The sequence below is a fragment of the Stenotrophomonas sp. STK17_22 genome, assembly GCF_051983905.1.
Lineage (GTDB): Bacteria > Pseudomonadota > Gammaproteobacteria > Xanthomonadales > Xanthomonadaceae > Stenotrophomonas > Stenotrophomonas maltophilia_A.
In genome coordinates, this window is record NZ_CP197010.1 from 4358509 (window position 1) to 4385140 (window position 26632).

Here is a 26632-nt window from a genome sequence, read left to right on the forward strand (position 1 = left end):
GCCGGAGCCTCAGCGCCCCGCCGGCTCCACGCTGCTGCGCCAGGCATCCAGGAACTGGCGGCGCTTGAGCGCGTCCAGGTACACCAGCAGGCCCGGGCCGAGCTGGATCGGGCGGCGGCTGCGGCCGGGCGCATCGTCGCCACGTGCGTTGCCGGTCACGATCGGCATCAGGCGTGCCTCGCGCGACAGCACCTGCTGGCCACGCGGCGACAACAGGTAGTCGAGGAAGCGCCGGGCTTCTTCCGGATGTGGGCCGGTACGTGGAATCACCGCGGTACGCAGCACCACCAGCGTGTAGTCCTCGGGCTCCACGATCGCCAGCGGCGCACCCGCGTCGATGCGCGCCTGCGCGTAGGAGCCGAGTACGTTGTAGACCAGCGACAGCTGTCCGCTGGCGACCTTGTCCAGCAGCACGCCGGTGCGCTCCTCGCGCACCACGTCGTTGTCGCCCAGCGCGCCCAGCAGCGCACCGGCGATGCTGCCACGCTGCGCATCCTGCGTTGACAGCAGGTAGCCGACGCTGCTGCGTTCGATGTCATAGGTGCCGACCCTGCCGCGCAGCGGTGCGCCTTCGGCGCGCAACCGGTCCAGCAGTTGCCGGCGCGTGTGCGGCACCCTCGCAGCCGTCAGCGCGCGGGTGTTGTAGACCATCACCACCGGCTCGTAGCTGATGCCGAATGCCTCGTTGCGCCACTGCGCCCAAGCCGGCAGCGCGGCGGTCTGCGCGGAGCGGTGCGGCAGTGCATGACCATCGTTGACCAGCTTGGTCTGCAGGTCCATGCCACTGGAGATCAGCAGGTCCGGCGATGCCGGTCCGCCGCGGTCGTGCAGGTACCGCGCGTACAGGTCCTGGGTGATGATGTCCTCGTACACCACTTCGGTGCCCGGGTGCAGCCGCTGGTAGTCGGCGATGACCACCGCGAACACTTCGATGTCGGTGGTGCCGTGGATGCGCAGCTGCGCCGTGGTCTTTGCCTGTGCGGGAAAACGGCGCACATCGCCGGGCGCAGCCAGCACCGGCAGGGCCAACAGCAAGGCAAGGGCAGCAGCGAAAAGACGGATCATGGACTGCTCCGGGGCAGGCGGATGGTGGCGATCAGCCCGCCCTGAGGACGATTGCTGAGGTCGATGCGGCCACCGTGGCTGTCGACCACACGCTTGACGATGGCAAGGCCAAGCCCGGCGCCGCCGGACGGCGCGCCCTCGCCACGGGCAAAGCGCTCGAACACGCGTTCGGCATCGGCGGCGGCAATGCCGGCACCGTGGTCGGCGATGGTCAGCACGGCCTGCCCGCCTTCCACGGTCAATGCGATCTGCAACGGCCCATCACCACCGTACTTCAACGCGTTGTCGACCAGGTTCTTGATCGCCTCGCGCAGCAGCAGCGCATCGCCATGCACCTGTACCGGCTCGGCGGTCATCGCCAGCTGCACGCGCGGCGCCGGGCCGGCCTGCGGCAGCGCTTCATGCAGGGCCTGGTGCACGGTCTCGGCCAGATCCACTGCAGCAAAGCGCTGCAGATGCGAACGATGGATCACGCTGGCATCGCTGAGCAACTGATTCAACAACCGGCTCATGTGGGTGGCGTTGCGCTCGATCGCCTGCAGGCTGCGCCGCATGTCTTCGGGATCGTCGTCATCCAGCGCCAGCTGTGCCTGCGCACGCAATGCCGCCAACGGCGTGCGCATCTGGTGCGCGGCCTCGGCCATGAACGCACGCAAGGTCTCGTTGCTGCTGGACAGCCGTTCCATGAAGCGGTTCAACGCTGCCACCATCTGGTCCATCTCGCGCGGTACACGGGCATCCAGCGGCTTCAGGTCGGACGGTTCGCGGCGCGACAGCTCGCGCTCCACCCGCACCAGCGGCCGGAACGCACGATGCACGCCGAACGCCACCAGTGCCAGCAGCAGCCCGGACAACACACCGATCGCCAGCAATGCACGATTGACCATGTCCTGCGCGACCGCTTCACGCGCACGCCGGGTCTGGCCGACCTGCACCTGTACCTCACCCTGCGCCGAGGCGGCGGCGAAACTGCGGCCGACCACCACGAAGCGCACGGTCTCACCGCTGTACGCCGCATCGAACAGCTGCGGCTGGGTACCAGGCCGGCGCGGCGGTGCGGGCAGGTCACCGTAGCCGGTGATCAGCGTGCCGCGGCTGTCGGCGACCCGATAGAACACGCGGTCTTCCGGGGCCATCGCCAGCAGGTCCAGCGCCGCATAGGGCAGATCGACCTGCCATTGGCCATCGACCAGGGCCACCGAATCGGCAATGGACAACGCCGAGGACACCAACAGATGATCGTAGGAACGGTTGGCGGCGCGCTGGCCATAGCCGCGCGCGGCAAACAGCAGAGCCACCGCGAACACCGCCAGCAACGCGCCGAGGTAGAGCAGCAGCGTGCGCCGCAGCGAGCCCGGTGCGGCGTTCGCGGTACGCGCGTCAGCCATCGGCGTCGGCGCTGTCATCACTGGCTTCCAGCAGGTAGCCAACGCCGCGCACCGTGGTGATGCGCAGCGGTGCACCTGCCAGCTTCTTTCTCAGGCGCCCCACATACAGCTCGATGGCATTCGGGCCGGCTTCATCGTCGAAGCCGAACAGGCCATTGCCGATTTCGTCCTTGCCGACCACCTGGCCGAGGCGGCCGACCAGGATCTCCAGCAGCCGGTACTCGCGGTTCGGCAGTTCGATCGGTTCGCCGTCGAGGCTGACCCGGTGCGCGGCATTGTCGAACTGGAAGCCACCGATCTGCACCACTTCGCTGGCCTGGCCGCGCGCGCGTCGCAGCAGCACGCGGCAGCGCGCTTCGAACTCGCGGAAATCGAACGGCTTGCCCAGGTAATCGTCGGCGCCGACGTCCAGCGCCTGCACACGGTCTTCGATGCCGTCGCGCGCGGTCAGCATCAGCACCGGTGTGCTGTCGCCGCGCTCGCGCATGCCGGCCAGCACGCGCAGGCCATCGAGCTTGGGCAGGCCGATATCCAGAACCACCAAGTCGAAGCTCTGGTAGCGCAGCACGCTGGCGGCCGCCAGGCCATCGGCCTGCCAGTCCACGGCGTGCCCACTGCGGCGCATGCGGCGGATGATCGCATCGGCCAGATCCGGGTTGTCTTCGACCAGCAGCAGGCGCATGGGCACGGGGGTGGGAGGGGAAACGAATGCTACCGCATGCCGCCGCCGCGCTTGCCGGGCGTGGCCCAGGGAGCGCAGCGGCCGCTTTTACGCTGCACCGCACAAACCGTTGACAGGACGATGACAGCTTGCCCGACCCAGACTGCGGCCGCGCACCGTCCGGTGCCCACGATTGCCGCGCGCCTGGCGCGCACCTGGGAGGGTTTGTGGAATTCACGTTTGCCTGGCGGCGTCCTGCCGCCATGATGGCCTTGGCTGCACTGTCGGCGCCGGCCTTTGCCGCCGAAGACGACCGCCCGGTCACCGCCAGCCTCGGTGGCCGCCTGCACCTGGACTTCGCCACCTTCGACAACGACAACCGCGGCACCCCGAACAAGGACGACACCGAGATCCGCCGCGCCTGGCTGGACGTGTCCGGCAAGTTCTTCGTGGTCGACTACAAGCTGGAAGCGGACTTCTCCGGCGACCGCGTCGAGGCCAAGGACGTGTACCTGGCGCGCAGCTTCGGCAAGGCCGGCAAGCTGACCGTGGGCCAGTTCAAGCAGTACTTCTCGCTGGATGACCGCACCAGCTCCAACTACGGCAGCTTCCTGGAGCGCGGCAACGCCGGTACTACGCTGGCGCCGCTGTACCGCCTGGGTGCGTCGTGGCAGGCCAACCCGGGGGACTTCACCTGGGCGGCCAGCCTCTACAGCCTGGAGAGCATCGACGCCTGGCAGGTGAAGGGCCGCGCCGCCGGTGGCCGCGTCACTTGGGCCCCCTCGCCCAGCGATGGCGACGTGCTGCACCTGGGCCTGTCGCTGGCCCGCGAGGCCTATGACAACCCGGGCGCCAACGGCGTGCCCGGCCTGCGCATCCGCCCGCGCCCGGCCGGCCACCTGTCCGACGAGAGCCGCCTGACCCTGGTCGACTTCTCCGCCGGCCGCGATACCGACGTCAACAAGTGGTCGCTGGAATACGCGCAGGTGCGCGGCCCGCTGTCGTGGCAGGGGGAATTCAGCGGTGCCACCTTCGATGACGGCGCGCAGCGCGGTGACGTGATGGCGGCCTACGGCATGCTCAGCTGGTTCGTCACCGGCGAAAGCCGCGCGTATGACCGCAAGACCGGTCGCTTCGCGCGGGTGAAGGACATCCGCCACAAGGCCGGTGCCTTCGAAGTGGCATTGCGCTACGACCAGATGTGGGGCGCGCAGCACCTCGACGGTGCACCCGACCTGCGCCGTGGCAGCACCGAAGCGTGGACGCTGGGCGGCAACTGGTACCTGCGCGACAACCTTCGCTTCATGCTCAACGTGATCGAAAGCCGCAACCGCGACCGCCTGGCCGGGGTCACGGTGGACCGCACGCGCGCCGTCACCGGCCGCCTGCAGTACGACTTCTAAGCCCGGCATTCCGGGCACGCCGCCCGGGCCCCTTCCACTCCCCCACGTCCTGTTTCCGCAAGGAGTCCGCAGATGATGCTGAGCATCCTCGGCTTTGGCATGGTCATTACGTTCATGTACTTGATCATGAGCAAACGCCTGTCGCCGCTCGTCGCCCTGATCACCATCCCCATCCTGTTCGCGCTGATCGGCGGCTTCGGCGCCAACATCGACGAGATGATGCTGGAGGGCATCAAGAAGATCGCGCCGACCGGTGTGATGCTGATGTTCGCCATCCTCTACTTCGGGGTGATGATCGACGCCGGCCTGTTCGATCCGCTGGTGCGGGTGATCCTGCGCTTCGTGAAGGGCGATCCGATGAAGATCGTGCTCGGCACCGCCGTGCTGGCGATGCTGATCTCGCTGGACGGTGATGGCTCGACCACCTACATGATCACCGTCTCGGCGATGCTGCCGCTGTACCAGCGGCTGGGCATGAACGCACTGAACATGACCTGCGTGACCATCCTCGCCGGCGGCGTGATGAACCTGACCCCGTGGGGCGGCCCGACCGCGCGCGCGGCCACCGCGCTGCACGTGGACCCGGCCGATGTGTTCGTGCCGCTGATCCCGTCGATGGTGATCGCCTGTGCCGGCGTGCTGCTGCTGGCCTGGTACCTGGGCCTGAAGGAACGCCGTCGCCTGGGCGTGGTGACCCTGCCCAAAGGTGGCAGCTGGATGGACAACAGCGTGTCCGACGACAGCAATGCGCTGCCGACCGTGGAAGACGCCGAGGACATCAAGCGCCCGAAGCTGCTGTGGGTCAACCTGGCCCTGACCGTGGCGCTGATGACGGCGCTGATCATCGGCGTGCTGCCGATGCCGGTGCTGTTCATGGTCGGCTTCGCCATCGCCCTGGTGATCAACTACCCGAACCTGGCCGAGCAGCGCCGCCGCGTGGTCAACCACGCCGGTAACGTGCTGTCGGTGGTGTCGCTGATCTTCGCTGCAGGCATCTTCACCGGCATTCTCAACAACACCGGCATGGTCGAAGCGATGTCGCACAGCTTCCTGGCGGTGATCCCGGAATCGTGGGGGCCGTACCTGGCGGTGATCACGGCGGTGGCGTCGATGCCGTTCACCTTCTTCATGTCCAACGACGCGTTCTACTTCGGTGTGCTGCCGATCCTGTCCGAAGCCGCCGGCAACTACGGCATCACCCCGGTGGAAATGGCGCGCGCCTCGCTGGCCGGTCAGCCGGTGCACCTGCTCAGCCCGCTGGTGCCGTCCACCTACCTGCTGGTTGGCCTGGCCAAGGTCGAGTTCGCCGATCACCAGAAGTTCACCCTGAAGTGGGCCATCGCCATCTCGATGCTGCTGATGGTCGGCAGCCTGCTGTTCGGCCTGTACCCGCTCGCGGCCTGACCCCTTACCAAGGAGCCTTCTGCAATGACGCTTCGAATCGCTTACGTCACCAGCGGCATGGGCAGTGTCGGTACTGCCATCTGCCAGAGCCTGGCCCGCAGCGGCCACACCGTGGTCGCCGGTTGCGCGCCGAACTCACCGCGCAAGGCCAACTGGCTGCGCGAGCAGCGCGAACAGGGCTTCGACTTCATCGCCTCCGAAGGCAACGCGACCGACTGGGCCTCGACCAGCGCGGCGTTTGCCAAGGTCCGCGCCGAAGTCGGTGAAGTGGACGTGCTGGTCAACAACTCCGGTGGCAGTCGCGACCTGCTGTTCCGGCAGATGACGGTGGAGGACTGGAACGCGGTGATCGCCTCCAACCTCAATGCGCTGTTCAACCTGACCAAGCAGGTGGTGGACGGCATGGCCACGCGGGGCTGGGGCCGCATCATCAACATCGGTTCGGTCAGCGCCCACAAGGGCCAGATCGGCCAGGTGAACTACGCCACCGCCAAGGCCGCGATGCATGGTTTCAGCCGTGCGCTGGCCGCCGAAGTGGCCTCACGCGGGGTCACCGTCAACACGCTGTCGCCGGGCTACATCGCCAGCCAGGCGATCAGCAGCTTCCCGCCGGATGTGCTGGACCGGCTGGCCGCCTCGGTACCAGTGCGCCGCCTGGGCCGCCCCGATGAAGTGGCCGGCCTGTGCGCGTGGCTGGCGTCGGATGAAGCCTCGTATGTGACCGGTGCCGACTATCCGGTCAACGGTGGTCTGTACATGGGCTAAGCCCTCCCCCACGGAGTGCGCGGGGGCCGGATCACCTTCAGTTGTGAAGGTGATCCGGCCCCTTTTGTTTCTGCATTTCTGAGACGCACTTCCCGATACATCGGCAGAACCGGTGCTATACCTGCCAGCGCTCGCCGAGCCCGATGGATGAACGGCTGGAATCGCGGATCAAGGAGGTTGGCATGCGTGCATTGCTGATTGCGCTTCTCGTGGTCGCCACTACGCTGCTGGCGACACCGACCCGCGCGGAGCCCCCGCCCATGCGGGTGATCACGGGCCTGGGCTGCCCCGACTGGCTGATCCCAGGCGCGCCCACGCTCGACGCGCAGATCACCGGCCATCCGGAGTGGACCTTCGCCTGGGCTCCCGCGTCCTATACCAATCGCGATCCCATCCGGATCTACATCCAGTCCTTCGACTGCGATTCCTCCGACATTGCAGGCTATTACTTCCGGATCGCAGCCATTGCCCATGAAGTGGGACACGCACTGTATTTCGAAGGTATCGCCTTGAGCACCCGAGGTGCGTTCATCCAGCACTTCTGCACCATGGAGGGGAAAGCGGTACTCAACAACCTCACCGCGCGCAGTGAGCTTCTGGTGACCAGCCTGGGGTACTACGACATCGGCGTAGCTGCGTCCAACGGTCCTGGCCTCATCGCACAGGCCGATGCCGGCGGTGAAGACCTGGACCGGCAGGTAGGTAAGCTGTTCTGCGACAACAACGTAACTTCAACCACCGGCGAGAACTACAACGACTTCTACGGAAGAATCTACGATGAAGCGATCGCAGCCCGTCCCTGAACTTCTTCTGATCCTGAGCCTGTTGGTTGCCGGTTCTGCAACAGCAGCCACGTCCGCTGCCACTGCGGAAGAGGCGGATGCAACCTGGCGGCTCGTGGAGCGCTGGTCCTTGCAGCTGTCACGCTCTGACCTTGTCGCGCAGCTATCACCCCTGGCTCCGGCCGGCTCGCGTTCGGAGGCAAGAATGGGCCGGGGCGACAGCGCCACCATCGATCTGGCGCCATTCGCGGTCGCTGGGAGGATCAAGGGGCCCTCTGGCCAGATCTACACCGACGCGTCGGGGCGAATCATCAAAGGCATTACGCTGCGGCTGAGCGGCGCCTGCATCTCGCGAAAGCAGATGGGTCGTCGCTACCCCGACTTCAATGTCCTTTCCGTGCCGTCAGGGCATAGCCTGGACGAGTCGACGGTGTTCGGCACGGTACTGAACGGCATCCAGATCGGGTTCTCATTCTCCGAACATGACCGTGACTGCATGGACCAGCTCAAATTGAGCTGGCCTGGGGAGCGCTTCTGATTCCCACCGGCCTACCACCATGACGAACATGTTGCAGGACACGCACCACTGCCCTGCATCGTTCGTTGGTTTTTAGTAAAGAAGGTTTCATGTTCCGTTCGCATAGTGGCCATGCACCGCGCACCCGTGCCGGTGACCACCCCCAATGCAACGGACCACCATGCAGACCCGACACCTGACGATCGCCGTGGCGATCGCGCTTTCCGCCGCCGCCAGCGCCCATGCTGCCACCGCCGCCGATACCGGCGCCAGCACCGATGCCGCGCTGAGCGCGCAGACGCTGGATACCGTCTCCGTGATCGGCCAGGGCGAGACCCGCCAGGTGCAGCGCATCACCGCCGTCGACAAGCAGGTGCTGCCGCCGGGCACCAGCGGCCAGAAGATCCTCGATCGCCTGCCGGGCGTGTCGGTGCAGTCCAACGACGCCTTCGGTGCCAACGAGGAATCGCAGACCATCAGCCTGCGTGGCTTCGACAAGAGCCGCCTGGGCTACACGCTGGACGGCATCCCGCTGGGCGACAACAGCTACGGCAACTACAACGGCCTGAGCATCGCCCGCGCGATCATCGCCGAGAACCTGGCCGGTGCCGAGCTGTCGCAGGGCATCGGTTCGCTGGGCGTGGCCTCGACCAGCAACCTGGGCGGCACCATCCAGTACTTCTCGATGGACCCGTCCACCGAATTCGGCGGTCGCGCCAGCGTCACCGTTGGCGACAACAGCCAGCGCCGTGGCTACCTGCGCGTGGATACCGGCGACATCAACGGCTTCTCGGCCTACGTGTCCGGCGTGCACCAGGACCAGGACATGTGGGCTGCGCCGTACCAGAACCAGACCACTCGCCAGTTCAACGCCAAGGCGGTGTGGAACGTGGGCGACCATCGTTTCGGTGCGTTCGTGGCCACCTCGCGCGCCAGCCAGGCCAACTACGCCTACCTGTCCAAGGACATGCTGGCCCGCGGCCTGGGCTATGACTGGAACATCTACGCACCGGACTGGGATCGAGCCGTGGCTGCTGCGTACTGCGCGCCGGGCACTCTGGACCGCAGCAAGTGCAGGTTCAGCGGTGGCGTCACCAGCATCGACGACGCCTACTACCAGAGCCGTGCACTGCGTGACGACAACCTGTACTCGGTGGATGCCGACCTGCGCCTGGGTGAGCAGGGGCGCCTGAAGCTGCTGGCCTATCACCACGACAACCGTGGCCAGGGCCACTGGTGGGCACCGGGCCAGCCGTCCTACCCCGGCACCGACAAGATGCTGCCGATCTCGATCCGCAGCACCAACTACACGATCAACCGCGATGGCCTGACCGCCGCGCTGTCGTGGACGGTGGGCATCCACGAACTGGAAGCCGGCCTGTGGTACGAGCAGAACGACCATAACGTGTCGCGCAACTTCTACTACATCAGCGGCCCGTTCCTGGACGACCTGTACCTGAAGAACCCGGACCGCCTGCTGTTCAACCAGGACTTCGACATCCGCACGCGCCAGTTCTACGTGCAGGACCGCATGCGCTTCCTGGACCAGCGCCTGACCGTGGACGTGGGCATCAAGAGCCCGAACACCCGCATGCGCGCCACCGCCAACCCCGGCGTGGAAACCAGCATCGCCTCGGGCACGCTGACCGCCAAGGAATCGGTGCTGCCGCAGCTGGGCCTGGGCTTCAAGCTCAACGCCAACAACGAGCTGTTCGCCTCCTACGCCGAGAACATCGCCGCCTTCGTCGGTGGGGGCAGCGGCGGCCCGCTGCAGGTGTCGCCAGAATCGTTCGCGGCCAGCGCCGGGCTGGAGCCGGAGAAGTCCAAGAGCCTGGAAGCCGGCTTCCGTACTTTCGGTGAGAAGTACCAGGCGTCGATCGCGGGCTACAACGTGAAGTTCGACAACCGCCTGCTGTCGCTGAACCCGTGCTCGAGCATCGAAGTCGGCACGCGTCCGGAGTGCGTGACGCGCTTCATCAACGTCGGTTCGGTGAAGAGCTACGGCGCGGAACTGACCTTCATTCTCAAGCCGATCGATGGCCTGCAGTGGTACAACGCGCTGTCCTGGAACAAGACCACCTACGAGGACGACTACCTGTCCGGCGGCGCTGTGGTGCCGGTGGCTGGCAAGATCACGGTGGATACGCCGCAGCGCATGGCCTCCAGTGAAATCAGCTGGAACCGCGATGGCTTCTTCGCCAGCCTGCGTGCCAAGTACACCGGCAAGCGCTACTACACCTACACCAACGACCAGTCGGTGCCGGGCGTGACCACCTTCGACGCCGGTGCGGGCTACGATTTCGGCCCGGGCCTGGGCCTGCGCAATGTGCGGGTGTCGTTGAATGCGACCAACCTGACCAACAAGCGCTATGCCGGCCAGCTGAGTTCGTTCGCACCGACTGATCCGGAGGGCAAGCGCTATGCGATCCACGCGAGCGCGCCGCGGCAGTTGTTCATGACGGTGGCGGCGGAGTTCTAAGTCAGAAGCGGGCGCTGCGGCGCATCAGTACCGCAGCGGGGCGAGGTGGGACGGGCCGAGGCAGGACACGCTGCAAGTACGTCCCTGTAGCAACTGTGTTGCTGGAGAGTCTCAGGCCCGTCAGGTAAACGGGCACGTTAGTGCCGGCCGCTGGCCGGCAGCCTTTGGTCTTTCGCCCTGGCTCGCCTCAGGCGGGGACTACCCCGCTTTTAGCGTCGCGCACACGGGCGTTGAGGATGACCAGCATCTTCCGCATCACTGCCACGATGGCCACCTTGCCTTCCTTGCCGCGGGCTCGTAGCGACTGGTAAAAATCGCGCAGCCGAGGTTCATGCCGCATGGCCGACATTGCCGCCATGTAGAGCACTTGCCGGATTTCGGCTCTTCCACCGTGGATGCTTCGTTTTCCTCTCATCGTGCCGTTGTCGTGGGACATCGGGGCTACCCCGACCAGGCTGGCGATGCGCTTGCCAGTGATCCTGCCAAGCTCTGGCAGATAGCTGGCTAGAACTGCCTGCAGCACAGGCCCTACGCCCTTTATCGACTTCAGCATCTTCAGTTGAGGCTGCTGACCAACCTGCTCGACGATCTGCTTGCCCAGACGCTCAACCAACGTTTGTAGGCGGGTGATGTTGCCCTGCAGTAGTCGGCGCAGTTCACGATCAAGCACCATTTCCTGCTGCTGCCGCGCGATGGTCAGGGCGTCCATCGCCTGCCGACGTGCCCGAACGAACTCCCGCATCTTCTGCTGCCAAGACTGCAGCGGCTGATAGGGAGGCAGCTTCACCAGGGCGGCCATCTGCGCCAACGCGTAGGCATCCAAACGGTCGGTTTTGGCAATCTGACCCAACCCCTGAGCCAGTTTCCGGGCGCGCAAGGCATTGGCACGGGCCACCGGATGACCGGCCTTGTGCAGGAAATCCAGCACCGGCTGCTCATAGCCACCCGTGGCTTCAAGCACGATCTGGCGGGTCGGACGCTTCTTCAGCCAAACATCCAGCTCAGAAAACCCGGAGCGGTTGTTGCTGACCTGCAGGGTTTCTCCGTCCGTCGTACCGATATCCAGCTGACGCTTGCTGACATCAATCCCGATCCCGTTCATCACCTGACTCCGTATAGTCTGGAAGGGTCGAGAGCTCCCCCGCTTGCCCAGTCTTATCGCTTCGAGTGGTCGCTCAAGCAACTGTTCGGGCGGATCAAGGGAGATTCCGGCGTGGGCGCCAAGCTACATGGCGATCGTCGCGATCCTGGTTACGGATCGTCGAGATCTAGGCTCGCACGGCGGCCCACGCCGGCTCTCGACGCCTACGCTGCCAGATTCCGATCAGATAAGGCTCGGTCGGCGCATCCATGCGCCTCACGGTCCTGCCTCGGCCCGTCCCACCGCGCTCGACAATTTCCTGCGCCGGCGCGGAGGCAATGAAAAGCAAAAGCAAAGAGCCGGGCATTGCCCGGCTCTTTGCTTTTCAAGCGCAATCCCTCTGGTGGACCTGCTACCGCGCCCGCAGGAAACTGTCTGGAGGAGGCGGGGCACCCTGGTCAGGACCGTTGGCGCCATGGGCCAGTCGCATGCGACTGGCGGGTTGGGCAGGACGCTCAACCCCGGTCTTGCCGTGTGCGCAGGACAGCGCACGCGAGCAAGGCGCCATCGAGCACCATGGAGGGGCTTTTGCGTGTCCTGGCCAGGGTGCCCCGCCTCCTCCCCACCGATAGCAGGCAGGCGCTGGCGGGTCCGCCAACGCATTTCATTCCGGCGCCAGCTGGTCCATCCGTATCCGGTTGGCGAACAGCGAGAACGCCAGCATGCCGGCCAGGCCGTTCGCCCGGCTCATCCAGTGCGGCAGCCAGCGCGGCGGCTTCAGCACCCCCGCATCGAACAACGGCGCGAACGCGATCGCATCGGTCAGGCTCATCTTGCCCGCGAACAACCAACGGCAGACCTGCAGGCGGTCCTCGGCCAGCATGTGGCGGAAGAAGGTGTGCACCGACACCAGGCCGCGCAGGTACACCGTGTCCTTGGTGAAGGCCAGGCCGCCACTCGGCGGTACCCCACGGAACACGCGCTGCGCCGAAGCGAAACTCTCTTCCGCGTTCTGCCCGGCATCGCAGAAATAGCGGAACACTTCGATGAAATCAGCACCTTCGCGGGCCATCGCAATCGCTTCGGTACGCAGGCTGATGCGCTTCAGGCGCTCGATGTCGATGCTGCCAGTGATCTGCTCGGCGAACGTGGCCAGGCCTTCCTGTGTCGCGGTCACCCGCGGCGAAGACAATGCCAGGCTCGGCAGCACCGGCTGTTCGCGGCCGTTCAATGCAGTCAGCGAATGCACCAGCGCTTCGTGGTGGAACAGCTGCGCGCGGTCGTAGGCACTGAAGCGCGCACTGGTGCGCAGGCGGATGCGGGTCGGGCCGGCAGCTGCTTTGGACACCAGTTCCGGGTCGAGCTGTACCTGGATGATGCGCGATTCGAAGAAGGCATCCAGGTCGTTCTGCAGCTGCAGCTGCAGGGCGATGGCCGACACTGGCACCTGCTCTTCCGGCGCCAGCAGTTCGTGGTCCAGTTCGGCGGCAATCTGGATGAAGTGGCGCGCCGCTTCGCGCGTGCTCGGGCCATTGCCCGGCAGCGGCTGCTCGGGTGCGCCAAACAGCTGCACCGAACAGGTATCGACGGCGGCGGTGCCCAGCCCTTCCAGCAGCTGTGCGGCCAGGTCCCAGCTCTGTGCCGACTGCCGCACGTAGTGGCCCAGCGGATGGCTGTCGTCACAGTCGGCGGCGATCGCGGCCAGCGCGCGGCGTTCTTCGCTGAAGTCCAGCTCCGGGTAGTCCACCTTCGGCAGTACCGGCTGGCCGCGCGCTACGCTGTCCAGGAACGGTGCCTGCACCGTGGCTGGCCAGCTGGTCAGGCCCAGCAGGCGGATGCCTCCCACGGCCTCGACCAGGCGCGCATCGAGCGCTGCATGGTGGGCCACGTCACGGTCCAGCGTCGCAGTCGGTTCCATGCGCGGACTATAGCGCCCTGCCCGCACGTTGGTAGGTGCAATGGATCGGGTAGGTGCCAACCTTGATTGGCATCCGCCGAAGGCGGACTTCGGATACATCCGTGCCAACCAAGGTTGGCACCTACCAGGAGCGGGCAGTTGGCACCCACCCGAAGCAGGCAGACGCAGGTTCATTGCAGGGGGCAGAGCCCATTGCGGTGCAATGGGATCCGACCCCGCGATACCGATCAACGCCTGCGCGGCTTGCCTGCCGGGCGGAACTGCTGGCCCTTGCCCTTCTTGCCACCGCGTTCCTGCGCGGTCTCGGCCTGGCGTACTGCCAGCTTGGCGGCAGCGGCGGCCACTTCTTCCTTCAGCTTGAAGTAGTTCAGCAGCCGGCTCTCTTCAATCTCGCCAGCCTCGATCGCTGCACGCACGGCACAGCCCGGCTCCTGCTGGTGCTTGCAGTCGTTGAAACGGCACTGTGCGGCCAGCGCTTCGATGTCCGCGAACCCACCCTCGGACAGGGTCTCTTCGCCGGTCGGCTTCAGCTCGCGCATGCCGGGGGTGTCGATCAGGCAGGCGCCGGTCGGCAGCGGCATCAGCGCGCGGTGCGTGGTGGTGTGGCGTCCACGCGAATCGTTGGCGCGCACTGCGTTGGTCTTCATCCGCTGCTCGCCGAGCAGGGTGTTGGTCAGCGTGGACTTGCCGGCACCGGAGGAACCGACCAGCACCACCGTGCGGCCCGGGCCCAGCCACGGCTGCAGCACCGCCACGCTGTCGGCATCCAGGCCGTTGATCGCATGCAGCGCGATGCCCTGCATCTCCAGCTCTTCCAGCACCGCCAGCGCATCCTCGCTGTACTCGGTCTGGTCGGCCTTGGTCAGCACCACTACCGGTTCTGCACCACCACCACCGACCAGCAGCAGGTAGCGCTCGATGCGGCGCGGATTGAAGTCGGCATCCAGGCCACAGACGATGAACACCGTATCGATGTTGGCGGCGATCACCTGCTGGTGGTAATGCTCGCCGGCCGCACCGCGCTTGATCGCGGTACGCCGCGGCAGCAGGGCGACGATGCGGATGCCATCGAGCAGCACCCAGTCACCCACCGCTGGCCGTTCATGGCTGGGGAAGCGCGGTCGCTGCCATTCCGGCAGCGACTCGGCCTTGATCGACGCATCCGGGCCATCGGCCACCACGTAATGGGTGCGGTGCTGTTCGATCACCCGTGCCGGGCGGGCCTGCGGATGTGCGGCCATCGCGGCCTGCCAGTCGGCCTGCTGCGCCGGGCCCGGCCAGGGCCAGCCAATGGTCTGCAGGGCGATGAAATCGGGGGTCTGGGTCATCGCCGCCATTCTACCTGTGCCGGCGCCCTGCCAGCCCAGCAATGACGGGCCCGGAGCCCTTGCCATGCATTGCAGCAATTCCGGTAGGATGGAAGCCCCATGCCTTTTGACGGCCCAGCTCCCATGTCCACCAACTCGCCCAAGCCCCTGGCCATCCGCGAGCGCCTTTCCGAAGTGCGCTACGAAATCCGCGGAGAACTGGCGCGGCGAGCCCGGGAGCTGGAGGCGCAGGGCCGCAAGCTGATCAAGCTCAACATCGGCAATCCCGGCGCCTTCGGTTTCCGCGCGCCGGAGCACCTTCAGCGTGCGATCGCCGACGACATGGGCCGCACCGACCCCTACACGCACCAGCAGGGCCTGCCGGTCGCGCGTGAAGCCATCGCCAGCTACTACGCCCGCCGTGGCGCGCCCGATGCGCACCCGGACCGCGTCTTCCTCGGCAATGGCGTCAGCGAACTGATCGACCTGTCGCTGCGTGCGCTGCTCAATCCCGGCGACGAAGTGCTGGTGCCCTCGCCCGACTACCCGCTGTGGTCGGCCTCGACCATCCTCAACGATGGCCGCCCGGTGTACTACCGCTGCGCACCGGAGAACGGCTTCCAGCCGGACCCGAGCGAGATCGAGACGCTGGTGTCCTCGCGCACCCGCGCCATCGTGCTGATCAACCCGAACAACCCCAGCGGCGCCAGCTACCCACGCGAACTGCTGGAGCGCGTGGTGGAGATCGCGCGCCGCCACAACCTGCTGTTGCTGGTTGATGAGATCTACGACCAGATCCTGTACGACGACGCGGTGTTCCAGCCGGTCGCACCGCTGGCCGGTGATCATCCGTGCCTGACCTTCAGCGGCCTGAGCAAGGTGCACCGCGCCTGCGGCTGGCGCGTGGGCTGGGCCCACCTCAGCGGCGATGATGCCCGCCTGGGTGACTTCCGCGCGGCGCTGGACCTGCTCGGTGCGCTGCGCCTGTGCGCCAACGTGCCGGGCCAGTACGCCATCGAGGCAGCGGTGAACGGCCCGGACACCATTTCCGAGCTGTGCACGCCGGGCGGCCGCCTGTACGAAACCCGCCGTGCGGTGATCGAAGCCTGCGAAGCCAGCGAACACCTGTCGCTGGTCGCGCCGGCCGGTGCGCTGTACGCGTTCCCGGCCGTGGTCGGCGCTGCGGCGAAGGGCTTCGACGACCACAACTTCGCGCTGGACCTGATGAACAACGAGGGCGTGCTGGTGGTGCCGGGCTCGAGCTTCAACGTGCCCTACCGCCACCATTTCCGCGTGACCCTGATGCCGGAAGCCTCGGTGATGCGCGATGTATTCGCGCGCATTGACCGTGCCCTGGCCCGCCGTGCCGAGGACGCGACCAAGGTCGTGCCGCTGAAGCCGCGCCGTTCGGTGGCCTGACCTGTGACCCTGTCCTACCTGGCGCTGGGCGATTCGTACACCATCGGTGAAGCGGTTGCAGTCGAAGGCCGCTGGCCGCACCAGCTGGCTGCCGCGCTGCGTGCACAGGGCACTGAGCTGTCCGATCCGCAGACCATTGCGACTACCGGCTGGACCACCGACGAACTCGATGCGGGCATCGATGCGGCCGCGCCGCAGGGGCCGTTCGATTTCGTCAGCCTGCTGATCGGCGTCAACAACCAGTACCGTGGGCGTCCGCTGGACGAATACCGCAGCCAGTTCCAGGCGCTGCTGCAGCGGGCCATCGGTTTCGCTGGCGGTGATGCCGGCCGCGTGCTGGTGCTGTCCTTCCCCGATTGGGGCGCAACCCCGTTCGGCGCCGGCAGTGGCCGCGACCTGGCCGCGATCGAGATCGAGACCGACGAGTTCAACGCGGCAGCCGAGGTGATCAGCACCCAGCAGGGCGTGGCCTTCGTCGACATCACCGATATCAGCCGCGCACAGGGCGAAGACCCGACGATGATCGCCGAGGATGGCCTGCACCCTTCGGCGCGGATGTACGCGCTGTGGAGCGCACGCGCCCTTCCGGTGGCCGCGCACCTGCTCGGCGGCACGGACTGAGGCGATGGACGGCACGCCACGGAACGGCCCGCCCCTGCCCTGCACTCCCCTGACGGCCCCGCAGGCCCGCTTGATTGCCGAGGCCTTCCGCCCGGCGCAGGCCTGGGGCAGCCGCCGCGACTACTACTACACCCGCGGCAAGCTCGGCAGCGATCCGCTGTACGACGGCGTGCTGCAGCATCTGCCTGACGATGGGCAGCCGGTGCTGGACCTGGGCTGCGGGCTGGGCCTGTTCGCCCATGTACTGCGCCAGCGCGGCGGTACCCAGCGCTACCTTGGCGTGGACGTGGATGCCGGCAAGATCACCCGCGCGCAGCGTGCTGCCGCCGACCTGCATGACGTGCGCTTCGATTGCCTGGATGTGCAGGCGCCGCTGCCGGCGCAGGCCGGGCACGTCCTGCTGCTGGACGTGCTGCAGTACCTGGACGCGGGCCCACAGCAGGCACTGCTGCGCGCGGCCAGCGCACAGGTGGCCCACGGCGGCCGCCTGTTGCTGCGTACACCGCTGGCCACCGGCGATGGCCGCGACCGCACCACGCGGGTGGCCGACCGGCTGGCCTGGCTGATCGGCTGGATGGGCACACGACCGCGCCACTATCCCGATCCGCAGGTGTTGCAGGCGACATTGATCGAGGCCGGATTGCAGGTGACGTCGCCCCGGCCGCTGCACGGGCGTACCCCGTTCAACAGCTGGCTGCTGGTGGCGCACCGCATCCGGTAGCGCGGGGCCATGCCCGGCGGATTCCATCCATGCCGCTGCGCTCGCCGGGCATGGCCCGGCGCTACCGGTTATCCGGCCGGCAGCTGCGCCTTCAGCCCGCGCTCGTGCAGCGCCTGCAGCACGCGCTCGATGATCACCAGGTTGTGCCCATGGGCGGCACCTTCGTGCAGCAGCACGATGGCGCCCGGGCGCAGGTCGGGCAGCAGCCGATCGAGCACGCCCTGCGCCGTGCAGTCGATGCCGTCGAAGCCGCGCGCACTCCAGCCCACCCGGACCAGCCCCAACCGCTGCAGCACCGGCGCCACGAACGGATTGGTCATGCCCACCACCGAGCGGTACCAGCGCACCGGCTGGCCGCTTACCGCCTGCAGGGCATGCTGGCAGCCCTCGATCTCGGCGCGCATCGCCGCCGGGCCCAGCCGCCAGAAGCGTGCCTGCGGATGGCTGTGGCTGTGATTGCCCAGGTCGTGGCCACGGCGCAGGATCTCGGCGACCAGTTCCGGCTGCGCCAGCGCACGTTCGCCCACCAGGAAGAAGGTGGCGCGTGCCTGGTGGCGGTCCAGCAGGTCGAGCACGGCGCGGGTTTCCGGACCGGGGCCGTCATCGATGGTCAGCCATACCGTGTTGCCGGCCTCCGGCAGTCGGCTCAGCACCGGCGCATAGAAGCGGCTGTTGGGCAGGAACACCGGCACCATGAACAATGCGTGGCTGGCCACCATCAGCGGCAGACCCCAATGCCAGCCGTCCAGGGCCCAGACCAGGATCACGACCAGCTGCGACGCCACCAGCCAGGGCAGCCAGCGCCAGGGGCGGGCCGGGATGCGATGCAATGTTCCTGCGTTGCTCATCCCCCATGATGCCATGGGGGTTAGAATTGATGATTCGAATTCCCGGAAACCCGACGTCCATGTCCCTCGATCCCGCCCTGCGTTCGCGCATCGAATCCATCCTCAACGCCAACCGCGTCGTGCTGTTCATGAAGGGCCAGCCGTCGATGCCGCAGTGCGGCTTCTCGGCCAAGGCCGTGGGCGCCCTGCAGGACCTCGGCGTCGAGTTCGCCCACGTCAACGTGCTGGCCGACCAGGAAATCCGTGAAGGCATCAAGGCCTACGGCGACTGGCCGACCATCCCGCAGCTGTACATCGACGGCGAACTGGTCGGCGGCAGCGACATCGTGCTGCAGATGGCCGCCAGCGGCGAGCTGAGCAGCGTGCTGGGCCTGGCTGCGCCGGACCGTACCCCGCCGAGCATCACCGTCACTCCTGCCGCCGTGGAAATGCTCAAGGGCGCGCTGGCCGATGCTCCAGGCGCTGCCCTGCAGCTGTCCATCGACGCCGGTTTCCAGCCGAACTTCCAGCTGGCCCCGCACGACGAAGGCGCGATTGCCGCCGAGTCCAACGGCCTGCGCGTGCAGTTCGACCTGGCCAGCGCGCGTCGCGCCAACGGCATCACCATCGACTGGGTGGACGACATCCGCGGCAAGGGCCTGGCGATCGACAACCCGAACGCGCCCAAGCCGGTGCAGGAAATCAGCGTGCGCGACGCCGACGACCTGGTGCGTGCCGGCAACATCACCCTGGTGGACGTGCGCCCGGCCGACGAGCGTGAAATTGCCGCCGTGGGCGTGCCGTTCAAGAGCTTCGACGGCAACGGCCGCGCCGCGCTGGAAGCCCTGCCGAAGGACACCGCGCTGGCCTTCATGTGCCACCACGGTGGCCGCAGCGCGCAGGCCGCCGAGCAGTTCCGCGCCCTCGGCTTCACCAAGGTGTTCAACGTCACCGGCGGCATCAACGCCTGGTCGGAAGACGTCGACAACGGCGTGCCGAAGTACTGATCGGTACTGAAAAAGGGGACGGAGGGAATTAAGTCGTTTGTGGCAAAAACGACTTAATCCCCTCCGTCCCCTTTTTCTTAGCCGGCGAACCCGCCTTCGGCCAGGTAATCCAGTTCTTCCGGCGTGGGGATGCGGCCCAGCACGGCGTTGCGATGCGGGAAGCGCCCGAAACGGCGGATGATGTCGCGGTGCAGTTCGGCGTACTCCAGGTATTCCTTGTCACCCAGCACGTCGAACATCGCCACCGAGCGGTCCTGGTCCAGCGGATCCTCGGAGTGCTCGAACGGCAGGTAGATGAAGGCGCGCAGCTTCGGCACCAGCTGCAGGTCCAGGCCCTCCTCGATGGCACGCATGGCGTAATGCCGGGCCAGGCCATCGGTGGCGTAGGAATGGGCAGTGCCCCTGAAGCAGTTGCGCGGGAACTGGTCCAGCAGCAGCATCAGGGCCAGCGCCCCTTCGGCACTGCCCAGCCAATGCTCGCGCCCGCGCGAAGCGGCGGCGAAATGCTCATCCAGAAACAACTGGCGGAACTGCGCGTCGAACGCGTCGTCGCGGGCGAACCACTTCGCAGGGCCCGCCTCCTTCCAGAATTCCACCACTTGCGCGGCAACGTCCATTACCTACTCCCAAGCCCGGACGCCCCGCGCCCGGCCTTCATCATCATTCGTCGAAGCGCAGGTGGCGGACCGACTTGCCGTTGCGCCGGATAAGCTTAAGCGCCTCGATGCCGATCTGGATATGGTTTTCCACGAACTGGGAGCTGACCTTGGCATCGGAGGCCTCGGTCTTGACCCCGTCCGGGATCATCGGCTGGTCCGAAACCAGCAGCAGCGCGCCGCTGGGGATGTGGTTGGCGAAGCCGGCGGCAAACACCGTGGCCGTTTCCATGTCGATGGCCATGCAGCGCATCGCCCGCAGCCGCTCCTTGAAGGCCTCGTCGTGCTCCCAGACCCGGCGGTTGGTGGTGTAGACGGTGCCGGTCCAGTAATCGTGGCCGAGGTCGCGGATCATGGTCGAAACCGCACGCTGAAGCGCGAAGGCCGGCAGCGCCGGTACTTCCGGCGGCAGGTAGTCGCCCGAGGTACCCTCGCCACGGATCGCCGCGATCGGCAGCACCAGGTCGCCCAGCTGGTTCTTGCGCTTGAGACCACCGCACTTGCCCAGGAACAGCACCGCCTTGGGCATCACCGCCGACAGCAGGTCCATGATGATCGCGGCATTGGGACTGCCCATGCCGAAGTTGATCATGGTGATGCCATCGATGGTGGCACTGGCCATCGGCCGGTCCAGGCCGATGACCGGCGCGCCGGTCAGCTCGGAAAACGTATGCAGGTAGCCGCCGAAGTTGGTCAGCAGAATGTGCTGGCCGAACTGGTCCAGCGGTACGCCGGTATAGCGCGGCAGCCAGTTGTCGACGATTTCCTGCTTGCTCTTCATGGGCAGTCCGGTACGGCGGGGGACCGGGTATTTTCAGCCACCCGGCCGGTGCCGTCGAGCCACCGTCGGCAGGCCTGTGAAGAAGGTCACTTGGCAAGCCCGCCGCCTCCGGGCTAGCGTCGACGGTTGGACCAGGCTGCAAGGGGAACTGCATGGCATCGACGTTGTTGCGCGCTGGGGTAGCCCTGGCACTGCTTTCATTGAGCACGGCTCCGGCGGTGGGCGCCTCGCGCTTCGTCGCCGATCCCTACCCCAGCACCTACCAGGCGCATCCCGATGCGCCGGTGCTGATCCAGAACGCCACCGTGCTGACCGGCACCGGCCAGCGCCTGGACAATGCCGACGTGCTGCTGCGCGAGGGCCGCATCGTCGCCGTCGGCCGCCAGCTGCAGTCCGATGCCGGTGTCACCCGCATCGATGCGCAGGGCAAGTGGGTCACCCCTGGCCTGATCGACGTGCACTCGCACCTGGGCGTGTACCCCAGCCCCGGCGTCGGCGCGCACAGCGACGGCAACGAGATGACCGCACCGGTCACCGCCAACGTCTGGGCCGAGCACTCGGTGTGGCCGCAGGACCCGGGCTTCGCCACCGCGCTGGCCGGCGGCGTGACCAGCATGCAGGTGCTGCCGGGCTCGGCCAATCTGGTGGGTGGCCGCGGCGTGACCCTCAAGAACGTACCCGCGGTGACCTACCAGGCGATGAAGTTCCCCGGTGCGCCCTGGGGCCTGAAGATGGCCTGCGGCGAGAACCCCAAGCGCGTCTATGGCGAAGGCAAGGGCGTTGCCCCCGTCACGCGCATGGGCAACGTGGCCGGCTACCGCGCCGCCTTCATCGATGCCGCCGACTACATCGCCAAGAACAAGCCGAAGCCGGCCAAGCGCAAGGGCTGGTTCGGCAGCGACAAGGGCGACAGCGCCGGTGATGCCGGCGGCAAGCGCGATCTCAAGCTGGACACGCTGGCCGGTGCGATCGAAGGCGACATCCGCGTGCACATCCACTGCTACCGCGCCGACGAGATGGCCACCATGCTCGATCTGGCCAAGGAATTCGGCTTCAAGGTAGCCGCCTTCCACCACGGCGTGGAGGCCTACAAGCTGGCCGACCGGCTGGCCGCCGACGGCGTCTGCGGTGCGCTGTGGGCCGACTGGTGGGGCTTCAAGATGGAAGCCTTCGACGGCATTCCGGAGAACATCGCGCTGGTCGACCGGCCGAAGAACAGCTGCGCCATCGTCCACTCCGATTCACCCGAGGGCATCCAGCGCCTGAACCAGGAAGCAGCCAAGGTGATGGCGTCCGCGCGCCGCGCGCGCATGCCGGAGATCACGCCCGAACACGCCATCACCTGGATGACCGCCAACGCCGCCAAGGCGCTGGGCATTGAAGGCCAGACCGGCACCCTGGAGGCCGGCAAGATGGCCGACGTGGTGGTCTGGAACGGCAACCCCTTCAGTTCGTATGCGCTGGCCGAGCAGGTCTTCATTGATGGCCGCAGGTTGTACGACCGCAGTGCACCGGCAGCGACGCCGCGTTCCGATTTCCAGCTTGGCCAGGAGGTGCGCTGATGGGCGTGTTGAGCAAGCGTCGCCGGGCATGGCCCGGCGCTACCTTGGTTGCGCTGTTGTTGATGACAACCGCAGCCTCGGCGCAGGACCTGCTGGTGCGCAACGCAACGGTGCACACCGCCAGCGCACGTGGCAGCCTGCAGAACGCCGATGTGCTGGTGCAGGGCGGCATCATCCGCGCGGTGGGCAACGGCCTGTCGGCGCCGGCCGGCGCCAGCGTGGTCGAGGCCAATGGCCGTCCCCTGACACCGGCACTGTTCGGTGGCATCACCGAGACTGGCATCGAAGAAGTTTCCGGTGAATCGAGCACGGTGGACAGTTCGTTGAAGCTCGGTGAGCAGCCACTGCGCCCGGAATTCGACGTCACCCTCGCCTACAACCCGGCCTCAGTGCTGATTCCGGTCACGCGCCTGGAAGGCATCGGCTTCACCGCGCTGGGCGCTGCCACCGGCGGTGGTTTCGTGGCCGGCCAGGGCGGCGTGATGCGGCTCGATGGCAGCACCGATCCGATCGGCCCGCGTGCCCTGTTCCTGCGCATCGGCGCAGCGGCCTCAGAACTGACCGGCCATTCGCGTGCCGCACAGTGGATGCTGCTGCAGCAGATGATCGACGAGGCGCGTGGCCAGGTGGCTGCGGACTCGCCGCATGCATTGCTGACCCCGGCCGGGCGCCGCACGCTCAGCCGCTACCTGGCCGGCCAGGGCCGCATCGTGGTGGAAGTGGACCGTGCCGCCGATATCCGCCAGCTGCTGCGCTGGGCCGCCCGCGAGAAAGTGAAGATCGCCATCGCCGGCGCCAGCGAAGCCTGGCAGGTCGCGCCGGAGCTGGCCGCCGCACAGGTGCCGGTGTTCGTTGACGTGCTGGCCAACCTGCCGGCCAGCTTCGACCAGATCGGCGCCACCCTGGAAAGCACCGCGCGCCTGCAGCGTGCCGGCGTGGCGGTTTCCTTCGTGCAGCGCGGCGACGCCACCCACAACGCGCGCAAGATGCGCCAGCTGGCTGGCAATGCAGTGGCCAACGGCCTGCCTTGGGCTGACGGTCTGGCCGGGCTGACCCGGGTACCCGCACAGGCGTTCGGCGTGGCCGACCAGATCGGCAGCATCGAGCCCGGCAAGCGCGCCGACCTGGTGCTGTGGGAGGGCGATCCGCTGGACGTGGCGCACTATGCCGAGCAGGTCTGGCTGGGCGGCCGTGCGATGCCGATGCGCTCGCGCCAGACCGAACTGCGTGACCGCTACCTGCAGCGCAACGCGCAGCCATGACCGCACACGAGGACACACCGATGGCGATACTGCGCTGGTACTTCGACCTCATCTCGCCCTACTCCTACCTGCACTGGCAGAAGCTGAAGCAGCTGCCGCAGTTCGCGCAGATCCAGACCGTGCCGATCGCCTTCGGTGCGGTGCTGCATCACCTGGGCAACCTCGGGCCGGCCGAGATTCCGGCCAAGCGCCGCTTCATCTACCGCCAGCTGTTGTGGACCGCGCAGGCCGAGGGCACACCGCTGCGATTCCCGCCCGGCCATCCGTTCAACCCGCTGCCCGCCCTGCGCCTGTGCCTGGCCGCCGGTGCCAGCGTGCAGGCGGTGGACGTCCTGTTCGACTGGATCTGGCGCGACGGCAACGCGGCCGACAGCCCTGACGCCCTGCGCGAACCGGCCGCACAGCTGGGTATTGACGATGTCGCCAGCGCCATCGCCGACCCGGCGGTGAAGGAGCAGCTGCGCCGTAACACCGAGGCCGCAATTGGCGCCGGGGTGTTCGGTGTGCCGACCCTGGCTATCGATGAGGAGCTGTTCTGGGGCAACGACGCGCACCCGCTGATGGCTGCCGTTCTGGCCGATCCTGACCTGCTGCGGCAGCCCGAATGGCTGCGCCTGGCCACCCTGCCGGTGGCGGTGCAGCGCAGTCGCTGAACAGGGCGTGGCGCGTTTCCCTCGCGCGCCTGGCTGGGATTTGAGATAGATTTCACGTTTCCGAACCTACAACCGCCCTGGAGGGGGAGCCGCGGATGCGCATCGGAATCGTCGTCGACTCGGCCTGCGACCTGCCGCCGGACTTCATCGCCACCCACAACATCGTGCTGCTGCCGATCACCGTACGCATCGGCGAAGCGGTGCTGGCCGATCATCGCGATGAACAGGCCACACTGAGCTTCCTGCACGCGCACGTGGCCGAACACGGTGCTGAAGCGGAAACCATCCCCTTCAGCGTCAACCAGATCCGCGACCTGTTCCTGCAGCAGTTGGTGATCGATTACGACCACGTGTTCTGCATGACCATCACCAAGACCCGCAGCCCGATCCATGACAACGCGCTGCAGGCCAGCTTCGCCATCCTCAACGACTACAAGCCGGTGCGGCAGGCAGCGGGTTACAACTCGCCGTTCGCGCTGCGCGTGCTCGACACCCAGAACCTGTTCGCCGCGCAGGCGGTGACCGCAGTGGAAGCGGTGCGCCTGCGCGACAGCAACGCCAGCGTGCAGCAGATCCGCGAGCGGCTGGAGGAGCTGGCCAGCAACGTGCACGGCTACATGGTCACCCGTGACCTGTACTACATGCGCGCGCGTGCGCGGCACAAGGGCGACCGCAGCGTCGGCCTGCTCAGCGCGGCGCTGGGCAGTGCGCTGGACATCAAGCCGGTGCTGCACGGTTACCGCGGCGAGACCGGACCGGTGGCCAAGATCAAGGGCTTCGACAACGCCGTGCAGAAGCTGTTCGCGGTAGTTGGCCAGCGCGTACGCGCCGGGCTGATGACACCGACGGTGTGCGTCAGCTACGGCGGTGAGCTGGAAGAACTGCGCACCCTGCCCGGCTATGCACAGCTGAAAGAGGTCTGCGCCACCCATGGCGTGACCGTGTACGAATCGGTGATGAGCCTGACCGGCATGGTCAACGTCGGCAAGGGCGCGGTCACCGTGGGCTTCGCCGATGGGCCGCATCGGTTCGAGTGAGGCCCCGACGCGGCGCGGATCTGCACATCGATTCCACCGCGGTTATGCCAGTCTTCCCGCACTTCAAGGAGAACTCCATGCCTGCGCAGTACCACATCAGCCTGCCCGACCCGTCCAAGGCCCGCGGCAACGATCCTGACCTGTCCTTCCATTCGCAGGGCGCCGCCGGTTTCGCCGAAGAGCTGCAGGACGCCCTGCGCAGCGGCACGCTGTTCGAGCGCTGGAAGGCCAAGCAGCCTGACCCGGACGCGGTGGAACCGCAGTGGGGCGTGACCGATCCGGATGCCACCGTGACCGGCGAGCAGAAGGACCTGCGCATCAACCTGGTCGCCACCACCCGCATCGACAGTGACGTGTTCAAGCAGCGCCTGCGCCTGCTGGCCGGCAGCCACTGGGAACTGCGCGACGTGCGTTGAGGCACCCGCCCGCCGGGCATGGCCCGGCGCTACCGTGCCCGTGTCGTGATCGACCCGGTGCCGATGACCATGCTCTGGTAGACGCCAACCTTGGTTGGCGCTTGCACAAACGGCTGCCAACCAAGGTTGGCCACTACTGACGCGCCGCCGGACATGGCCCGGCGCTTCCGAGGGCTGCTCCGGTAGATGCCAACCTCGGTTGGCGCTTTCCAACCCGCCGCGCATGTGGCTGGCACACTGTGGGAATGAGAAACAGAGATGCCATCACCCGGCCGGGTACGCGCGGCGAGAAGAAGCTGCGCGATGCCCCACGCCGACTACGCGACCTGCAGCATTGGGCTGACTGCTTCAGTGGTGCGTTTCCCTCGCCAGAGGAGTTGGGCAGTCAAGCTCGCTACTGGAACTACAAGGTTCCGACCCGAGCCGGTCTGATCGAAGGCCCGGCCACCACCCTGAGAATCCAGCGTGCCTGCGCCCAATCGCTCATCAGCGCCTGCGCAAATCTGATCCAGTCGCGGCCCGCTTCACAAGCTACTGTGCGGGTAACCTGCTGCATCGCCCAGCCAGGGATGTTCTCCAGCGAGATTTGCCTTTACCTGGACGAAGCGTACTTCCAGGGCCACGTCGCCTCGACAGCGGATGGCCAGGTCACCGCCATCACCTCGCGCAGTCTTTCCGCCGAATGGCAGCTCGTCCTACCCCAAGGCGTTGAGGAGCGAGGTGTGCAGGTCAGCATTCCTCCCACCGACCACGATGACGGTCTGGAACAGGAATACTGGTTTTACGGCGAGGTAGCGGACCGGTGTTGATGCGTCCACCGGGTCCACAGCACGTGGCCCGGCGCACGACGGGCTCTGGTAGACGCCACCCTTGGTTGGCGCTCCAAAAGAACTGCCGACC

General features: G+C 66.9%; 25 protein-coding genes. 16 read left to right on the top strand and 9 right to left on the bottom strand.

Translation table 11 applies throughout. The features are described 5' to 3' along the window. Positions 1–9: 9 nt before the first annotated feature. The 3 genes from ACSYS9_RS20320 to ACSYS9_RS20330 are packed head-to-tail and all read right to left on the bottom strand — an operon-like array spanning position 10 to position 3135. Entirely contained in the window at positions 10–1065 is a 1056-nt protein-coding gene (locus ACSYS9_RS20320) for an ABC transporter substrate-binding protein (RefSeq protein ID WP_071228135.1), read from the bottom strand. Further along, entirely contained in the window at positions 1062–2453 is a 1392-nt protein-coding gene (locus ACSYS9_RS20325) for a sensor histidine kinase (protein WP_071228134.1), read from the bottom strand. Before ACSYS9_RS20325 ends, ACSYS9_RS20320 begins: the two co-directional genes overlap by 4 nt. Beyond that, on the bottom strand, positions 2446–3135 hold the full coding sequence (locus ACSYS9_RS20330) for a response regulator transcription factor (RefSeq protein WP_049463657.1): 690 nt from the start codon (positions 3133–3135) through the stop codon (positions 2446–2448). The genes ACSYS9_RS20325 and ACSYS9_RS20330 overlap by 8 nt, the downstream gene beginning before the upstream one ends. Positions 3136–3377: 242 nt before the next feature. Between ACSYS9_RS20330 and ACSYS9_RS20335 the strand changes: the two genes are divergently transcribed. The 6 genes from ACSYS9_RS20335 to ACSYS9_RS20360 all read left to right on the top strand — a co-directional run bounded on the left by ACSYS9_RS20335 (position 3378) and on the right by ACSYS9_RS20360 (position 10464). After that, entirely contained in the window at positions 3378–4517 is a 1140-nt protein-coding gene (locus ACSYS9_RS20335) for an OprO/OprP family phosphate-selective porin (RefSeq protein ID WP_071228133.1), read from the top strand. A gap of 75 nt (positions 4518–4592) precedes the next feature. Beyond that, positions 4593–5921, top strand: coding sequence for a CitMHS family transporter (locus ACSYS9_RS20340; RefSeq protein ID WP_125895106.1), 1329 nt, complete (start codon positions 4593–4595; stop codon positions 5919–5921). A gap of 24 nt (positions 5922–5945) precedes the next feature. Then, positions 5946–6686: an acetoacetyl-CoA reductase gene (gene phbB / locus ACSYS9_RS20345; protein ID WP_071228132.1), complete on the top strand. Its 741-nt coding sequence runs from the start codon at positions 5946–5948 to the stop codon at positions 6684–6686. Positions 6687–6868: 182 nt separating this feature from the next. Next, a complete protein-coding gene (locus tag ACSYS9_RS20350) occupies positions 6869–7489 on the top strand; it encodes a hypothetical protein (protein ID WP_065426815.1) in 621 nt (206 codons plus the stop codon). After that, positions 7464–8006, top strand: coding sequence for a hypothetical protein (locus tag ACSYS9_RS20355; protein ID WP_071228131.1), 543 nt, complete (start codon positions 7464–7466; stop codon positions 8004–8006). The genes ACSYS9_RS20350 and ACSYS9_RS20355 overlap by 26 nt, the downstream gene beginning before the upstream one ends. 160 nt (positions 8007–8166) lie before the next feature. Beyond that, positions 8167–10464 carry a TonB-dependent receptor gene (locus ACSYS9_RS20360; RefSeq protein WP_071228130.1) on the top strand — a complete coding sequence of 766 codons (2298 nt, stop codon included), beginning with the start codon at positions 8167–8169 and terminating at the stop codon, positions 10462–10464. Positions 10465–10651: 187 nt separating this feature from the next. Here the strand turns inward: ACSYS9_RS20360 and ACSYS9_RS20365 are convergent, their stop codons facing one another. From ACSYS9_RS20365 to rsgA, 3 genes are all read right to left on the bottom strand, one after another. After that, positions 10652–11566, bottom strand: a complete 915-nt coding sequence (locus ACSYS9_RS20365) for an IS110 family transposase (RefSeq protein ID WP_440568482.1) — start codon at positions 11564–11566, stop codon at positions 10652–10654. A 643-nt stretch (positions 11567–12209) separates the two neighbouring features. Then, a complete protein-coding gene (locus tag ACSYS9_RS20370; RefSeq protein ID WP_049421798.1) occupies positions 12210–13463 on the bottom strand; it encodes a flavohemoglobin expression-modulating QEGLA motif protein in 1254 nt (417 codons plus the stop codon). A gap of 227 nt (positions 13464–13690) precedes the next feature. Beyond that, positions 13691–14800, bottom strand: coding sequence for a ribosome small subunit-dependent GTPase A (rsgA, locus tag ACSYS9_RS20375; RefSeq protein ID WP_032129866.1), 1110 nt, complete (start codon positions 14798–14800; stop codon positions 13691–13693). 114 nt (positions 14801–14914) lie between these two features. Here rsgA and ACSYS9_RS20380 point away from each other — a divergent pair, with 114 nt between their 5' ends. From ACSYS9_RS20380 to ACSYS9_RS20390, 3 genes are read left to right on the top strand one after another with little or no spacing between them, the layout of a single operon-like run. Then, positions 14915–16189: a pyridoxal phosphate-dependent aminotransferase gene (locus tag ACSYS9_RS20380; protein WP_032129867.1), complete on the top strand. Its 1275-nt coding sequence runs from the start codon at positions 14915–14917 to the stop codon at positions 16187–16189. A 3-nt stretch (positions 16190–16192) separates the two neighbouring features. Next, positions 16193–16810, top strand: a complete 618-nt coding sequence (locus ACSYS9_RS20385) for an SGNH/GDSL hydrolase family protein (protein WP_071229632.1) — start codon at positions 16193–16195, stop codon at positions 16808–16810. Between the two features lie 4 nt (positions 16811–16814). Then, positions 16815–17531 (top strand): class I SAM-dependent methyltransferase, encoded by a 717-nt coding sequence (locus ACSYS9_RS20390; RefSeq protein WP_071229631.1) that lies wholly within the window; start codon positions 16815–16817, stop codon positions 17529–17531. Positions 17532–17599: 68 nt separating this feature from the next. On the opposite strand, the gene ACSYS9_RS20395 is transcribed toward ACSYS9_RS20390, so the two are convergent. Then, positions 17600–18379 carry a polysaccharide deacetylase family protein gene (locus ACSYS9_RS20395; protein WP_071229630.1) on the bottom strand — a complete coding sequence of 260 codons (780 nt, stop codon included), beginning with the start codon at positions 18377–18379 and terminating at the stop codon, positions 17600–17602. 59 nt (positions 18380–18438) lie between these two features. Between ACSYS9_RS20395 and grxD the strand changes: the two genes are divergently transcribed. Further along, on the top strand, positions 18439–19365 hold the full coding sequence (grxD, locus tag ACSYS9_RS20400) for a Grx4 family monothiol glutaredoxin (protein WP_032129871.1): 927 nt from the start codon (positions 18439–18441) through the stop codon (positions 19363–19365). A 77-nt stretch (positions 19366–19442) separates the two neighbouring features. Here grxD and ACSYS9_RS20405 read toward each other — a convergent pair whose 3' ends face one another. Together ACSYS9_RS20405 and ACSYS9_RS20410 are read right to left on the bottom strand one after the other, a co-directional pair. Beyond that, positions 19443–19982 carry a DUF924 family protein gene (locus ACSYS9_RS20405; protein WP_071229629.1) on the bottom strand — a complete coding sequence of 180 codons (540 nt, stop codon included), beginning with the start codon at positions 19980–19982 and terminating at the stop codon, positions 19443–19445. Between the two features lie 43 nt (positions 19983–20025). After that, entirely contained in the window at positions 20026–20802 is a 777-nt protein-coding gene (locus tag ACSYS9_RS20410) for an AMP nucleosidase (RefSeq protein ID WP_005414446.1), read from the bottom strand. 152 nt (positions 20803–20954) lie between these two features. On the opposite strand from ACSYS9_RS20410, the gene ACSYS9_RS20415 reads away from it, so the two are divergent. From ACSYS9_RS20415 to ACSYS9_RS20440, 6 genes are all read left to right on the top strand, one after another. Further along, complete coding sequence (locus ACSYS9_RS20415; RefSeq protein WP_071229628.1) at positions 20955–22364, top strand: amidohydrolase; 1410 nt, start codon at positions 20955–20957, stop codon at positions 22362–22364. Next, positions 22364–23626 carry an amidohydrolase family protein gene (locus tag ACSYS9_RS20420; protein ID WP_071229627.1) on the top strand — a complete coding sequence of 421 codons (1263 nt, stop codon included), beginning with the start codon at positions 22364–22366 and terminating at the stop codon, positions 23624–23626. The genes ACSYS9_RS20415 and ACSYS9_RS20420 overlap by 1 nt, the downstream gene beginning before the upstream one ends. 20 nt (positions 23627–23646) lie before the next feature. Further along, complete coding sequence (locus ACSYS9_RS20425; protein WP_071229635.1) at positions 23647–24279, top strand: 2-hydroxychromene-2-carboxylate isomerase; 633 nt, start codon at positions 23647–23649, stop codon at positions 24277–24279. Between the two features lie 95 nt (positions 24280–24374). After that, positions 24375–25316 (top strand): DegV family protein, encoded by a 942-nt coding sequence (locus ACSYS9_RS20430; RefSeq protein ID WP_032129875.1) that lies wholly within the window; start codon positions 24375–24377, stop codon positions 25314–25316. Between the two features lie 77 nt (positions 25317–25393). Further along, positions 25394–25732 carry a hypothetical protein gene (locus tag ACSYS9_RS20435; RefSeq protein WP_005414449.1) on the top strand — a complete coding sequence of 113 codons (339 nt, stop codon included), beginning with the start codon at positions 25394–25396 and terminating at the stop codon, positions 25730–25732. A gap of 245 nt (positions 25733–25977) precedes the next feature. Continuing rightward, complete coding sequence (locus ACSYS9_RS20440; RefSeq protein ID WP_081352368.1) at positions 25978–26541, top strand: DUF3916 domain-containing protein; 564 nt, start codon at positions 25978–25980, stop codon at positions 26539–26541. Positions 26542–26632 lie beyond the last annotated feature (91 nt).

What these genes read in the sequence shown, in the direction of transcription:
- ACSYS9_RS20320 (WP_071228135.1), bottom strand. Translation starts at nt 1,065, where the DNA reads ATGATCCGTCTTTTCGCTGCTGCCCTTGCCTTGCTGTTGGCCCTGCCG.
- ACSYS9_RS20325 (WP_071228134.1), bottom strand. Translation starts at nt 2,453, where the DNA reads ATGGCTGACGCGCGTACCGCGAACGCCGCACCGGGCTCGCTGCGGCGC.
- ACSYS9_RS20330 (WP_049463657.1), bottom strand. Translation starts at nt 3,135, where the DNA reads ATGCGCCTGCTGCTGGTCGAAGACAACCCGGATCTGGCCGATGCGATC.
- ACSYS9_RS20335 (WP_071228133.1), top strand. Translation starts at nt 3,378, where the DNA reads ATGATGGCCTTGGCTGCACTGTCGGCGCCGGCCTTTGCCGCCGAAGAC.
- ACSYS9_RS20340 (WP_125895106.1), top strand. Translation starts at nt 4,593, where the DNA reads ATGCTGAGCATCCTCGGCTTTGGCATGGTCATTACGTTCATGTACTTG.
- phbB (WP_071228132.1), top strand. Translation starts at nt 5,946, where the DNA reads ATGACGCTTCGAATCGCTTACGTCACCAGCGGCATGGGCAGTGTCGGT.
- ACSYS9_RS20350 (WP_065426815.1), top strand. Translation starts at nt 6,869, where the DNA reads ATGCGTGCATTGCTGATTGCGCTTCTCGTGGTCGCCACTACGCTGCTG.
- ACSYS9_RS20355 (WP_071228131.1), top strand. Translation starts at nt 7,464, where the DNA reads ATGAAGCGATCGCAGCCCGTCCCTGAACTTCTTCTGATCCTGAGCCTG.
- ACSYS9_RS20360 (WP_071228130.1), top strand. Translation starts at nt 8,167, where the DNA reads ATGCAGACCCGACACCTGACGATCGCCGTGGCGATCGCGCTTTCCGCC.
- ACSYS9_RS20365 (WP_440568482.1), bottom strand. Translation starts at nt 11,566, where the DNA reads ATGAACGGGATCGGGATTGATGTCAGCAAGCGTCAGCTGGATATCGGT.
- ACSYS9_RS20370 (WP_049421798.1), bottom strand. Translation starts at nt 13,463, where the DNA reads ATGGAACCGACTGCGACGCTGGACCGTGACGTGGCCCACCATGCAGCG.
- rsgA (WP_032129866.1), bottom strand. Translation starts at nt 14,800, where the DNA reads ATGGCGGCGATGACCCAGACCCCCGATTTCATCGCCCTGCAGACCATT.
- ACSYS9_RS20380 (WP_032129867.1), top strand. Translation starts at nt 14,915, where the DNA reads ATGTCCACCAACTCGCCCAAGCCCCTGGCCATCCGCGAGCGCCTTTCC.
- ACSYS9_RS20390 (WP_071229631.1), top strand. Translation starts at nt 16,815, where the DNA reads ATGGACGGCACGCCACGGAACGGCCCGCCCCTGCCCTGCACTCCCCTG.
- ACSYS9_RS20395 (WP_071229630.1), bottom strand. Translation starts at nt 18,379, where the DNA reads ATGAGCAACGCAGGAACATTGCATCGCATCCCGGCCCGCCCCTGGCGC.
- grxD (WP_032129871.1), top strand. Translation starts at nt 18,439, where the DNA reads ATGTCCCTCGATCCCGCCCTGCGTTCGCGCATCGAATCCATCCTCAAC.
- ACSYS9_RS20405 (WP_071229629.1), bottom strand. Translation starts at nt 19,982, where the DNA reads ATGGACGTTGCCGCGCAAGTGGTGGAATTCTGGAAGGAGGCGGGCCCT.
- ACSYS9_RS20410 (WP_005414446.1), bottom strand. Translation starts at nt 20,802, where the DNA reads ATGAAGAGCAAGCAGGAAATCGTCGACAACTGGCTGCCGCGCTATACC.
- ACSYS9_RS20415 (WP_071229628.1), top strand. Translation starts at nt 20,955, where the DNA reads ATGGCATCGACGTTGTTGCGCGCTGGGGTAGCCCTGGCACTGCTTTCA.
- ACSYS9_RS20420 (WP_071229627.1), top strand. Translation starts at nt 22,364, where the DNA reads ATGGGCGTGTTGAGCAAGCGTCGCCGGGCATGGCCCGGCGCTACCTTG.
- ACSYS9_RS20425 (WP_071229635.1), top strand. Translation starts at nt 23,647, where the DNA reads ATGGCGATACTGCGCTGGTACTTCGACCTCATCTCGCCCTACTCCTAC.
- ACSYS9_RS20430 (WP_032129875.1), top strand. Translation starts at nt 24,375, where the DNA reads ATGCGCATCGGAATCGTCGTCGACTCGGCCTGCGACCTGCCGCCGGAC.
- ACSYS9_RS20435 (WP_005414449.1), top strand. Translation starts at nt 25,394, where the DNA reads ATGCCTGCGCAGTACCACATCAGCCTGCCCGACCCGTCCAAGGCCCGC.
- ACSYS9_RS20440 (WP_081352368.1), top strand. Translation starts at nt 25,978, where the DNA reads ATGAGAAACAGAGATGCCATCACCCGGCCGGGTACGCGCGGCGAGAAG.